Source organism: Aeromonas sp. TS_SC_11, assembly GCF_057318915.1.
On the sequence record NZ_CM170470.1, the window covers coordinates 3727670 to 3740446 of the forward strand.

General features: G+C 54.1%; 13 protein-coding genes. 6 read left to right on the plus strand and 7 right to left on the minus strand.

Annotated elements, in window-relative coordinates; translation table 11 throughout:
• The first annotated feature begins 102 nt into the window (after window positions 1–102).
• Genes AC1P02_RS17375 through yjfF form a run of 3 tightly spaced genes read left to right on the plus strand, consistent with a single transcriptional unit; the run spans window position 103 to window position 3531 of the window.
• Entirely contained in the window at window positions 103–1494 is a 1392-nt protein-coding gene (locus tag AC1P02_RS17375; RefSeq protein ID WP_485182756.1) for a sugar ABC transporter ATP-binding protein, read from the plus strand.
• An 8-nt stretch (window positions 1495–1502) separates the two neighbouring features.
• Window positions 1503–2525 (plus strand): galactofuranose ABC transporter, ATP-binding protein YtfT, encoded by a 1023-nt coding sequence (gene ytfT, locus AC1P02_RS17380; RefSeq protein ID WP_485182757.1) that lies wholly within the window; start codon window positions 1503–1505, stop codon window positions 2523–2525.
• Entirely contained in the window at window positions 2518–3531 is a 1014-nt protein-coding gene (yjfF, locus tag AC1P02_RS17385; RefSeq protein WP_485182758.1) for a galactofuranose ABC transporter, permease protein YjfF, read from the plus strand. The genes ytfT and yjfF overlap by 8 nt, the downstream gene beginning before the upstream one ends.
• Window positions 3532–3559: 28 nt before the next feature.
• Here yjfF and AC1P02_RS17390 read toward each other — a convergent pair whose 3' ends face one another.
• The 5 genes from AC1P02_RS17390 to AC1P02_RS17410 form a co-directional block, all read right to left on the minus strand.
• Window positions 3560–4522, minus strand: coding sequence for a diguanylate cyclase domain-containing protein (locus AC1P02_RS17390; RefSeq protein ID WP_234592659.1), 963 nt, complete (start codon window positions 4520–4522; stop codon window positions 3560–3562).
• A 607-nt stretch (window positions 4523–5129) separates the two neighbouring features.
• Window positions 5130–5441, minus strand: coding sequence for a BON domain-containing protein (locus AC1P02_RS17395; RefSeq protein ID WP_234592660.1), 312 nt, complete (start codon window positions 5439–5441; stop codon window positions 5130–5132).
• Window positions 5442–5757: 316 nt separating this feature from the next.
• Window positions 5758–5907 carry a lmo0937 family membrane protein gene (locus AC1P02_RS17400; protein WP_111906204.1) on the minus strand — a complete coding sequence of 50 codons (150 nt, stop codon included), beginning with the start codon at window positions 5905–5907 and terminating at the stop codon, window positions 5758–5760.
• 452 nt (window positions 5908–6359) lie between these two features.
• A complete protein-coding gene (locus tag AC1P02_RS17405) occupies window positions 6360–6806 on the minus strand; it encodes a hypothetical protein (protein WP_404294816.1) in 447 nt (148 codons plus the stop codon).
• Complete coding sequence (locus tag AC1P02_RS17410) at window positions 6806–7141, minus strand: ElaB/YgaM/YqjD family protein (RefSeq protein WP_404294818.1); 336 nt, start codon at window positions 7139–7141, stop codon at window positions 6806–6808. The genes AC1P02_RS17405 and AC1P02_RS17410 overlap by 1 nt, the downstream gene beginning before the upstream one ends.
• A gap of 414 nt (window positions 7142–7555) precedes the next feature.
• Between AC1P02_RS17410 and AC1P02_RS17415 the strand changes: the two genes are divergently transcribed.
• Window positions 7556–8326 (plus strand): Crp/Fnr family transcriptional regulator, encoded by a 771-nt coding sequence (locus AC1P02_RS17415; RefSeq protein WP_113720234.1) that lies wholly within the window; start codon window positions 7556–7558, stop codon window positions 8324–8326.
• A gap of 348 nt (window positions 8327–8674) precedes the next feature.
• Here the strand turns inward: AC1P02_RS17415 and AC1P02_RS17420 are convergent, their stop codons facing one another.
• The gene (locus AC1P02_RS17420; RefSeq protein WP_017413134.1) at window positions 8675–9433 is read right to left on the minus strand and encodes a cytolytic delta-endotoxin (insecticidal protein); all 759 of its coding nucleotides are present in this window, start codon (window positions 9431–9433) and stop codon (window positions 8675–8677) included.
• A gap of 435 nt (window positions 9434–9868) precedes the next feature.
• On the minus strand, window positions 9869–10381 hold the full coding sequence (locus AC1P02_RS17425) for a DUF421 domain-containing protein (RefSeq protein WP_125608996.1): 513 nt from the start codon (window positions 10379–10381) through the stop codon (window positions 9869–9871).
• 670 nt (window positions 10382–11051) lie between these two features.
• Between AC1P02_RS17425 and AC1P02_RS17430 the strand changes: the two genes are divergently transcribed.
• The gene (locus AC1P02_RS17430) at window positions 11052–12020 is read left to right on the plus strand and encodes a hypothetical protein (RefSeq protein ID WP_485182759.1); all 969 of its coding nucleotides are present in this window, start codon (window positions 11052–11054) and stop codon (window positions 12018–12020) included.
• A 162-nt stretch (window positions 12021–12182) separates the two neighbouring features.
• Window positions 12183–12668 carry a hemerythrin domain-containing protein gene (locus tag AC1P02_RS17435; RefSeq protein WP_059167698.1) on the plus strand — a complete coding sequence of 162 codons (486 nt, stop codon included), beginning with the start codon at window positions 12183–12185 and terminating at the stop codon, window positions 12666–12668.
• Window positions 12669–12777 lie beyond the last annotated feature (109 nt).

A 12777-nucleotide genomic window follows, 5' to 3' on the forward strand; every position in this document is an offset into this window, starting at 1 on the left:
AACCATCATGAACTCGTATTAAATGCCACCGGGATCTGCAAGACATTTCCCGGGGTTCGCGCGCTGCACCAAGTGGATTTCTCACTGCGTCTGGGAGAGATAATGGCGTTGCTCGGCGAAAATGGGGCGGGCAAATCCACCCTGGTAAAAACCCTCACCGGGGTTTATCAAGGTGATGCGGGTCGCATCGAGCTGGATGGCGCCCTGATAGCCCCCACGGACACGGCCCACGCCCAGCGCTTGGGGATTGGCACCGTCTATCAGGAGGTCAACCTGCTCCCCAATATGTCGGTGACCGACAATCTGTTCATCGGCCATGAACCCCGTCGGTTTGGCCTCATCGATCGGGCCAGCATGTCACGGCAAGCCAGCGCCATCATGGCCAGCCACGGTTTCGAAATGGACGTCTCGCTGCCACTGGGACACTACTCGGTCGCCATGCAGCAGATTGTCGCCATCGCCAGGGCCATCTCGTTGTCAGCGAAGATCCTGATCCTGGATGAACCGACGGCGAGCCTGGATACCAGCGAAGTGCAGATGCTGTTTTCCATCATGCGCAGCTTGAGAGACAAGGGCGTCAGCCTGATTTTCATCACCCATTTTCTCGACCAGGTCTACGACATCAGCGATCGCATCACTGTGCTGCGCAATGGCGAGCTGGTCGGCACCCGTGAAACCGCCACACTGCCGCAGCTGGACTTGGTCAAGATGATGCTGGGGCGCGAGCTGGCCGAGAATGCGCTCCAGCGGGCGGGCAAAACCCTGCGCAGCAACCACCCCACAGTGTCATTCAAACACTATGGCAAGAAAGGGGTGATAGCCCCTTTCAGCCTGGACGTCATGCCGGGGGAGATAGTCGGTCTGGCTGGCTTGCTGGGGTCGGGTCGTACCGAAACCGCCGAGCTGATGTTTGGCATTCAGTCCAGCGACAGTGGCGAATGCCGGGTGCGCGGCAAGGTCACCTCAATCCGCTCCGCTCGCCAGGCCGCCGCCAACGGCTTTGGCTTTTGCCCGGAGGATCGCAAGAACGCCGGCATCATCGCCTCGGCCTCGGTGCGAGAGAACATGGTGCTGGCCCTGCAAGCCCAGCGGGGCTGGCTGCATCCCCTGTCACGCAAGGAGCAGGACGAGATCACGGCGCGCTTCATTGAACAGCTGGCGATCAAGACCCCGGGTCCGGAGCAGCCGATCCAGTTCTTGTCAGGGGGCAACCAGCAGAAGGTGCTGCTGGCCCGCTGGCTACTGACCAAACCGCAGTTCCTGATCCTGGACGAACCCACCCGGGGCATAGATGTGGGGGCCCATGCCGAGATCATCCGCCTGATCGAATCACTCTGTGCCAATGGCCTGGCGCTGCTGGTCATCTCATCGGAGCTGGAGGAGCTGGTGAGTTATGCCGATCGGGTGATCGTATTGCGAGACAGAAAACAGGTGGCAGAGCTGGCAACCGATGCGCTGTCTGTCCCTGCCATCATGAACGCCATTGCCATGTGAGGCCTGATATGACGTCATCCATACTACCCATCCCCATCCGGCGAGCGCAGGCCAGCCGGTATTTGCCCACAGGCACGGCGCAATGCGTGGCCTTGCTCTGCGTGCTGCTCATCAACGCCCTGGTCGCCGACAATTTTTTCGCCATCCATATTCAGGATGGCCGCCTGTTCGGCAGCCTGATCGACATTCTCAACCGCTGCGCCCCTGTGGCCCTGCTCTCCCTTGGCATGACACTGGTGATTGCCACTGGCGGCATCGACCTGTCGGTGGGTGCCGTGATGGCGATCAGCGGCGCAACCATGGCAAGCATGGCTACCGGCGACCACAGCATTCCCGTCATTCTGTGCTCCGTGCTCGGGGTCGGGCTCCTATGCGGCTTGTGGAATGGCGTGCTGGTCGCCGTCTTCAAGATCCAGCCCATAGTGGCAACCCTGATCCTGATGGTGGCGGGCCGCGGTATCGCCCAGCTCATCACGCAGGGGCAGATCATCACCTTCAACAACGAGGCCCTGGCCTGGCTCGGCAGCGGGTCACTTTTTTATCTTCCTACCCCTGTCATCATCACCCTGGGGGCGGCGCTGCTCATCTGGTTGTTGACCAAGCGCACCGCGCTCGGGCTCTTCATCGAAGCCGTGGGGATCAACATCAAGGCGGCCAACAATGCCGGCCTCAATACTCCCATGGTGGTGATCACCACCTATCTGCTGAGTGGCATGCTGGCTGCCGTCGCCGGCATGATAGTGGCGGCCGACATCAGGGGGGCGGATGCCAACAACGCCGGCCTCTGGCTGGAGATGGATGCCATTCTGGCGGTGGTGATAGGGGGAACCTCGCTGATGGGAGGACGCTTCAACCTCGCACTCTCCCTGGTCAGCATACTGATCATTCAAGGGGTGAACACCGGCATTCTGCTCTCCGGCTATCAGCCTCAGTGGAATCAAATCGTCAAGGCCATGGTGGTGCTGGCGGTGCTCGTCATGCAATCCCCTGCACTCAATCACCTGTTTTCCCGGGGAACCCGCCATGTTTAAACGCAATCTTCCCTTGATGGTGACCATCATGGTGTTTCTGGTCGGGTATCTGGTGTGCCTTGCCTCCTTTCCCGCCTTTTTATCTACCCGCATCATTTGCAACATACTGACGGACAATGCCTTTCTTGGCATAGTGGCCGTGGGCATGACCTTCGTGATCCTCTCTGGCGGCATCGATCTGTCGGTGGGCGCCGTGATCGCCTTTACCGGGGTCTTGCTCGCCAAGTTGATTGGCGATCTGGGGGTAAGCCCCTATCTGGCCATCCCCCTGGTCATGATGCTGGGAGCCAGTTTTGGTGCCCTCATGGGCTGGCTGATCGATACCCTGAAGATCCCGGCCTTTATCATCACGCTGGCGGGCATGTTCTTTCTGCGGGGGGCAAGCTTCCTCATCTCGGAACAATCCCTGCCCATCGATCATCCGACCTTTACCTACCTGTCGAGTCTGTCATGGAAGATGGCGGGCGGTGGGCGCTTGAGCCTGCTGGCCCTGATCATGCTGGCGGTGGTGTTACTTGGCATGCTGCTCGCCAATCGAACCCGCTTTGGCAACAACGTCTATGCCATCGGCGGCAATGCCACCTCGGCAGCCTTGATGGGGATCTCGGTGCGCCAGACCACTATCCGCATCTATCTACTTTCCACCACACTGGCGACCCTAGCGGGCATCGTATTTGCGCTCTATACCTCGGCGGGCTATCCGCTCGCCGCCGTTGGGGTGGAGCTCGATGCCATCGCCGCAGTGGTGATTGGCGGCACCTTGCTCAGTGGTGGCGTAGGCACCGTCTTTGGCTCGCTATTTGGCGTCTTGATCCAGGGATTGATCCAGACCTATATCAACTTCGACGGCACCCTCAGCTCCTGGTGGACCAAGATCATCATAGGCCTGCTGCTGTTTTGCTTCATCGCCCTGCAGCGCATGCTGATCGTATTTTCGGAAAATCGAAAAACCAGCAAACCCGGGCTTTTCAAGCAGCAGGCCTCCATCGAGAGTGCCCCCAGATAATGGCGTGGAGTGAGAACGTATCGCTTTGTTACTCGCTCAGTGCGATGCAATTGCGGCCAGCCAATTTGGCGTGATAGAGGGCGGCATCCGCCTGTTGCACCAGTTCAATGGCTGATTGGGTGGTGGAGGGCTGCAAACTGGCCACCCCGAAACTGACGGTCACTATCCCCAGCGGCGAGTCAGCCCGTGGCAAGGCGAGTGTCAGGATGAGACGGTGAAGATGCTGCGCCGTGGCAAACGCCGCCTGCATGTTCATGTTGGGCAACAGGATGACAAACTCCTCACCGCCGTAGCGGGCCACCAGCTCCCCTGCCCTGCGCCCGGACTGTGACAACGCCTGGGCCAGCGCCCGCAGACAACTGTCCCCGGCCAGATGACCATAGTGATCGTTGAACTGCTTGAAGTGATCGATGTCGAGCATGATCAAGGCCAGTGGCATGCCGCTGCGCAACCCGCGGTTCCACTCCTGCAGCAGGATGTGATCGAACAGGCGTCGATTGCCTATGTTGGTCAGGGCATCTGTGTTACTCAGGATTTCCAACTGCCGGTTGGCTTCGGCCAACTCATGAGTGCGGATCTCAATGATGCGTTCCAGTTCGAGGTTGCGCTCGCACAAGCGCGCCACGGGATAGACTTCGGTATCCTGCGCCAACCCGTAGGGAAGCGAGATCCCGCTATGGGCGATTTTCCACTCGCCCTCTTCGTGGCGGAAGATCAACACCAATCTGGCCGTCTCCCGCGACAAGATATGGTCAGGTATGGGCAGGTGAATGTGGAAAAAACCGGTCGCGACGACCACATCCTCTGCCAAATCTTGCAATGACAGATCCAGCATTTCGATATGGATCCGCTCGGGGATTTGTGCGAAATCTTTGCGAGTGACCCGTATCCACTCTTCCCGATCGGTGACAAGCTGGTCACTACTGCCTGCATAGCCACTGAAATTGTCACTAAACCGGGTAACAAGACGAACATCACGTGCCGAATACATTTCTATGTATTCATCAAACAATGAACGAATAAGACGCTGACGTTCCACCCGCATAAACTTGCTCCGATCACGGCACTGGGCCACCGCCTTAAATATGACAGGTGAAACGGAACCCGACTAGCCAAGCGACCGTGGCCAGATCTCATAATGAGCAAATCATCAAATATCAAACTTGACATCAAATCCAAATGTGTCTCTATAAAGAGACATCGCGATTCAATTAGCGCCAAATTCATTCACTGGAGGCGGGCTAGCAGACTCGAGGATCCCAGCGCGCCCACCCGTCCTACGCAGTCCAAGCCTTCGCGCACCAGACCGACCCACCATAGGTCGTTGAAGCAATCGGCCACCACCTGACATCCTTCATCACCACAGGATGGCAGGAAAAATCCCGGGCAAATGCAGCATGAATAGATATAAGAATGCTCCCGGAGCAGGAGCATAAATTCAACGTTCGGCCTCGCTATCAAACTGACCAAGACATATTTACATGGTGATCAGCGTGCCCTTTTCGACCTGGGGAAGATCACATAACAAGATCTGCCCCGGGGCATATTTTGGGGCCAAGTCATTGGATTAGGCAACTTGGATAGTGACTGTCACAGCCTTATTTCAAGCGCAGATCATTTTTGACAGAAGTGACACCGTTGACACCTTTGGCGACAACAACTGCTTTATTGATATTGGCGCTGTCTTTAACAAAACCACTCAACTGTACGACACCTTTAAAGGTCTCTACATTGATCTCGGCTGATTTCAGGTCCGGGTCATTGAAGATAGCCGTGACAACCTTGGTGGTAATCACTGAGTCATCCAAGTATTCACCTGTGCCTGCTTTATTTTTAGTTGATGCACAACCTACCGCAGTGATCAGAACGGCGATAGCCAACAGAATTGAAAAGCGATTTGTAGTTTTCATTTAATGTTTACTCCAACTAGTGTTAAACATTTCAAATTAAAGGCTGAAATGTATGCTCCATTAGAACATGGTGTCTGTGAGTGCCAGAACTCTGTATAGCGTTACTGTGAATAACGATAACCACACACTCACGCTTGTCGAGCCAAGCAGCCAGTACCTTATTGATTGGCATGCTACATTATAATTTACGGCTATATCATCTTGTCGTCTGTGCGCTAACGAACATGACGCCCAGTTAACTGACCACCATATTCATAATGTGACATCTAAAATTGGTTAACGTTAGTATATTCACCAGCGCACACGTCAGATTATGTCATAGCACTCGACGACCTTGGATAATACGAAGTAAAACAACAACTACCGCGATAACAAGCAGTACATGAATGAAACCACCCAGGGTGGTGGCTGTTACCAGACCAACAGCCCAAAGCAGAAGCATCACTATAGCAAGGGTATATAGCATATACTCTCCTAAATAATGGGTTGTGATTGCTCATGAATTATAATAACCATGCTTAAGCAAGCATATATTCATGAGCATGAATATAACATGTGGCCATTCTGCCATGTGTTATTGACGGTGTGACCTGTCTTTGTTTTTCTGTTCTGGCTGACCAAGCAGTCGTGACACCAGCAGAAACATATCTATGCCCGACGCCAAACTTGACGTCACTCTGCCGGTGGTGACTGGCGCGCCTCGCCTTTGCGGTCCCTCATAACCAAGCACAAAACCCGCGCAGGCAGCAGAACAAAGCACAAGAGGATGAGTGAGCCTCGTTTGCAGTGCCTGCTTCATGAGATGGGACAGCCCGACTATCGTCAACTGACGGGACTGCAGTCGCTGCCGCAAGATGGCAATCTTCTCCCGGCGGGAGCCTTGAACAAGGGGGCGGGTATGACACGCTACAGGCAGCTTCATAAAGGTGCTCCAGGCATGGTTGAGGACTCGTCTGATGGCACGGGTGCATTGCTGGTCGCCACCGCATCGATACATATATTCTGCTGATAACGACGATACCGTATCATGACCCCGCCAATGGCGAGTCCATTGCCCACACTGATGATGAATAAGGCGCTACTCGTAGCCATTCCCTGCTCGAGTAACCAACATAGTGAGGCCGCAGCCAACATCAACCACAAGCTGACTAATAAAAAAGCCCCGACCAGACCACAGACAAGCATGCCAATCAGGCTGCTCACTGCCTGTTGTACTTCCAGTCTGAATAACTGCAATCGCTCTTGCAGTTGTTCACCAAGCAGTCCAAAAACCAAGGTCGTCAGGCTGGTAATTGACACCGACTCCGTCGGTGTCAATTCTGCGTCAGGAATAGGCGCACTCTCTGTGGTTCGTTCCGCGTTCATTAACGCTTCTTCAGTAACCAACCCACTAAAAATCCGGTGGAGATGGCAATACCGAGCGCCATGAGCGGCTTGTCATTAATCTGTGTACGACACTGGTCGAACAGTTTCATTTTCATTTCTCGCAGACTATCGCTTTTCTGTTCAATGGATTCGGCAACATTCATAGCAACGTCAGCTAATTTATCTACCGTTTGATGGGAGCGCTCGCTCAAATTATCCAACGCAGGATGAACTGTCTTGGATGCACTGTCGACAGCGTCATGCAACTTCTTGCTGGTATCATCAACCGAATCAGAAACACTTTCGCCTGACATGACTTGCTTTTGTTCACTCATTATTACTCTCCCGTTCAATATGACAAAGGGCGGATGAAATAATCACGATCCGACCTGACAACATGATACTTGGTGAAAGGACACCGGCCATGAATTGAAATATTACCTGGCGGTGTTACATAAGACACGGGGCAACGCAGGAGTGAATGGATAAACACTATTCAGGGAGGCTCTTTTCAGCCCGCCACCTCCCTGTCACTACGCTATGAAATTGACTGTAAATATATTCCTTGTCACTCAAAATCATAATCCTGCCAATCAGGCTAGTCTGTACGGTAGAGCACATAAAATGCCCTTGTTTTAGTCCTCATCACGTATATATATTTCTCTATGTGCGATAGCGCACATACGGAAGGTAAACAATCTGTGAATATGATAGGCTGGTGAATGTTTTGTTTAACATTTGGAATATGTATGACTGATAATTATCATCCCCAGCAGAATCACCTGCTGGCTGCGCTATCAGCTGACACATATAGCAGATTGCATCCCCATCTTGAGCTGATGAACTTTCCTTTAGGCATGGTGCTTTATGAATCAGGTGATACGCTTCACCATGTTTATTTTCCTCTCGACTGCATCGTTTCACTCTTGTACGTGATGAAAAGCGGTGCATCTGCCGAAATTGCCGTCGTCGGTAATGAAGGATTGATCGGTGTCGCGCTGTTTATGGGCGGAGAAAGCACCACTAATCGTGCCATTGTGCAAAGCGCAGGTTACGCCTACCGCATGAAAGGACAGCTGTTGAAGACCGAGTTCAATGTCCACGGCGATTTGTTGCATCTGATGCTGCGTTACACTCAATCCTTGTTGACTCAGATGGCACAAACGGCGGTTTGCAATCGCCATCACTCCATTGATCAGCAACTGTGCCGCTGGCTGTTGCTATCGCTGGACAGATTGCCCAGCAACCAGTTGACGATGACTCAGGAATTGATTGCCAATATGCTGGGTGTTCGCCGTGAAGGCGTCACCGAGGCGGCAGGGAAACTGCAAAAACTGGGCGTCATCGAATATCGTCGGGGCCAAATCACTGTGCTGGATCGTCCCAAACTCGAGCGATTAAGCTGTGAATGCTACTCGGTGGTGAAGAAAGAAACCGAACGCCTGCTCCCCTATATGCACTCGTCAACCAAGTCAGTGCCAATACCCAAGTCCCTTGAGCGCGTCACTCATAGCGGCTGACGACTGGGCCAGACGTGCATAAGGTTGCCTGGCACCTGAGAGGGCTTTTTTAGTCCTTCATAACGGCTGCAATAGGCATGGGCGCAAATACCTTGCGTCTTGGCAAGTGAGCCAGAAACACATGAGATAGCCCAGGCTAGCGCGACACAACCCAAGGAGAGTGCTGGCTTTAACGCTCCGATATCCCCTTTATGTCGAGCATGACTCGGCTGTTGTTATGTAATGAAGGTCCCCTCGACACAACCAGCGTCACGCTGTGTTGGACATGGAAGAAGAACATCACCACATGACACCAGATAAAAAAACGCCCTTCACAGAAGGGCGTTTTGGTTGAAGGCATGTCGATGATTAGATGCGGACCGGCTCTTTTTTCTTCTGCAGAGCGAAGAACTCTTGCGCTTCCTGATGCGGATCCTTCCCGCCAGCTTTCGCTGCCAGTTTTAGGTTACTGTGCGCCTTGATCATCTCAACAACAGAGAGCGATTGCAGATGCACACGGTAGGACTCTTTGTCCTTCAGCGTGATGAAAAGGACTTTTTCCTTTTCGATATCGACGGTGATCTCCATCCCCATCGGCAGGCCATAGAGGAACAGGCCGGTTTCTTTGGACTGGACCCCGAACAGGATGTTGTATTGATAGGTAGTCTTGTGGGCTGTCGTGTGCTCCCAGAAAATCCAGGCATCATTCTTTTGTTCATCCAGGCCGGTGAACGCGCTCGCGATGGACTCGGTCAGTTTTTGCTTCGGCGCTGCACCAAGCACGACTCCCAACACCTTGCTCAATATCTCCAGCACCTTGTCTACCATCAACTGGACGGCGGAGTTGGATTGTTCGACCACTTGATCGGTGAAGTTGATCACCGCCATTTCAGGGTGCTTTTTGATGAGGTTTATGGCTGTTTGCACATCAAAGCGGAGCGACTTCTTGTCATCAGTGGGCACCAGCGCCTGCTGGAAAACCTGCGCCATCGCAAACGCCTGGGGGGCAATGTTGGGATCCGTGATGGAGAAGATCTCGTTGAAGTTAATCTGGTCCGCACTCGCACTCAGCGAAACATAGATGTTTCGAGTCACAACGTTCTTCACTTTATCAACTGTGGTATTCATTGATTCGTCCTTGTGTTGTCTTGTGATTGCTTACTGTGGTGTTCAACGGCCAGTAAGGTATACCCCCCTATTGATTCATCTATCAACCAAGCCTCCCCATATGGGTGCCATATGAAAATTAAAGCCTCAATTGAGATTCATTTGTTGCACAATAAGGGAAATGCTTCTATGGCATTAAAAGCAAGCTGTCGTTGACAGGAGATGTGGACAAGTCACTGGGGGGTTGTGAGGCAATCCGCTTTCACGGACAGTGTGATGATGACGATCATGCTGTCTGGGGTATCCGAAACCTTGCTGGCGGCCAGCAGCTCATAGATATATCCACTTTTTCTTGCTCACTGCATGCAGCTGAAATCTGCCGAACCGATGCGGGTTCAACCCTGTCTTTACTGCCGTTGATGCCGAGTCCGGGGATGGTGAAAAGTACGGAGGCCGTCACTTGGGTGGCTCGCGCGTCACCTGCTTAATCAGGCTTATCTCACCATCACCTTCAAGGTACATTCCCTTGATGAGCGCTATGTCATCAATGCCCTCCTGCCGGATTTTCGCCCCCAACTCCTCGTCGGTAATAAACTCGCGACGCATGTTTCGCCTAAGCATTTTACCGTTGCGGACCAGACATATTCGGGGTGCGGAAGTGAAGCGTTGAACCACCGGGACGTGGACGCTCAAGAACTCCAGCATGTAGCTCCAGGATACCAGGGTCGCGATCAGCACCATACCATCGCTGGTCGACGTGGCATCGCCGATCATCGCATTCTGTGCCGCGTCACCGAGGAGCACCACAAACAAGAAATCGCTGACACCGAGAGCGCCTATGTCGCGCCTCAACACAAACCGGAAGACCACGAACAGGAACCAGTACATCAGGGTCCCCCGCAACATCAGTTGTAGCGGAGAGACTGTGAAGGCAAGTATGGCGGGCAGGTCAACGTCGAAAAGATTCATTTTCACTCTCGACTGTGGGTGTGTCGCCAGGCATGGCTTGGCGGCAAACAAGCAATGACAGCGCCTTGGTAGAACGACCGACTGCATGGCTTAGCGAACATCTTCGCGACAAGACAGGGTCCTGCCGACAGATGCTAGTTCCGACTGTATCAATCCTGGTGAACCTTGAGCTGTGCGCTACCGAACGCAAGAGTCCGGTGATCCCTTACGCCCACCTCCTTGCAGGATACCAATATCACATCCGGCCAGGCCTTGTCCGTCATAAAACCGGAAACGCAACATACCTGCCACACCACTCGCTCACCATTTGGCGCTCGCTCAAAAGAAGAGCGATTGCAGGCGTGAAATTGCTTCCCGCCTGATGCCATTGATGGGCAAGCAAGGCACGCCCCCCTTGCTCATCACGACGTCAACCATGGGTGATAACTGCCCTGAACAGAGCAAAAAAACACACAACCAAAAGCCATTTTGACTGACACCATGAGTCTCAAAAAATGTGTGACTTGACGACAGATACCGACAGATGTCGACAGTTCTTCGTGGTTTACCGTACAGACGCAACTTTTAGTGGATTTTAGGATGGGCTCGAACACCCATTTCAAGAAGTCATTTCTTGAGCCTGTGCCTCATTGACTGGCACCCATGATCCACCTTGATCCAAAGGACTACCATGACAATTACCAGCACGTCCCCTCCTGACCTGCGAGAAGGCGACTTTGCCGTGATCGACCGCTCGGTTGATGCGCCGCACTTCGTCACGAACGCCATTTCCTGGGGGGCCATCATTGCAGGGGCTACAGGGGCCGCGGCCCTGTCTTTGATCCTCATGATCCTGGGCGTGGGGCTAGGCCTGTCATCGGTCTCCCCCTGGTCGTTTGAAGGGATCAGTGCAGCGAGCTTTGGCCTCTCCACCATAGTGTGGCTGACGCTCACCCAGCTGCTTTCTTCCGCCATGGGGGGCTACCTGGCCGGTCGGTTACGAACCAGATGGATGGATGCGCACACCGACGAAGTGTATTTCCGGGACTCTGCGCACGGCTTCCTGGCATGGGCAGTCGCCTCACTGGCCACTGCTGTGCTACTGACCTCGGTGATCGGATCCATTCTGAATGGCGGTATCCAGGCCGGGAGCGCCATGGTCGGCGGGGCCGCCAACACGGCCACAGTGGCAGCAGGTGGCTTCAAGACATCGGGATCCGGGGAAGATGGGCCCATGGCTTACTTTGTCGATTCCCTGTTTCGCCGCAACGGGAGCACAGCGGCAGCCAATCCGACCGGATCGCTACTCGCTACCGATGCATCAGGTCGCACCATGGCCAATGAGGCCTCGGAAGTGGGGCGTATCTTCATGAACGTCAGCCGCACTGACCCCCTGCCAGCCGAAGACATAGAGTACGTCGGTCAGCTCGTCGCCCAACGCACCGGCATGTCGCAGAAAGAGGCGGAGCAACGCGTGACTGACGTCTACAAGCTCGCTCAAACCAAATTGCACAATGCCGAAGTGACCGCCAAAGAGGCCGCCGACACGGCGAGCAAGGCATCGGCCTATGCGGCCTTGTGGATGTTTGTCTCCCTGCTCATCGGAGCTTTCGTCGCCAGTCTGACCGCGACTTACGGTGGCCGGCAGCGTGACGCCTGAAGGTCCCATCCCGCTATCTGATCTCACTTTCCGACGTCAAAAGGCACCACAATGCGCTCACTTTTGCTGCTGCTTCTAGGCATCCCCATCCCAATCATCATCCTGATTGCGCTGCTGATGTAATTGCACACCCGCTCTCCACACACTCACCAAGGAACTGCCATGACCACAGTGACCAATACCTCCGCCACATCGAAAACTCCGGCGACGAAGGATGCAATCGCCTTGCTCAGGGCTGACCACAAAGAAGTCAGCGACCTGTTTGCCGATTATGAGAAAACACGCTCCAACGCCAAGAAGAAGGCGCTGGTTGCCAAGATTTGTTCCGAACTGAGCGTTCATACGCAAATCGAGGAAGAGATCTTCTACCCGGCCATCACGACTGCATTGAAGGACAAGCTTCTGGTGCCGGAAGCCACGATTGAACATGGCGGCATCAAGGATCTGATCGCGCAACTCGAAGGTGCCGAACCCGATGGCGAGATGTATGACGCCAAGGTCAAGGTGCTGTCCGAATATGTTGAGCATCACGTCAAGGAAGAGCAGACCGGCATGTTTCAAAAAGCCAAAACCACCTCGCTCGATCTCGTCGAACTCGGCGCCAGGATGGCGGCGCGCAAGGCCGATCTTCTCGCCGCACGCGGCTAGATACCCAATGCCCAGGGACACGACCGGACCGGCAGCGGCCGGTCGTGATACCCCTTGATGCCGCACTCCCGCCTCCACATGGTTGCAGCCGCAATCACTCACACAGGAT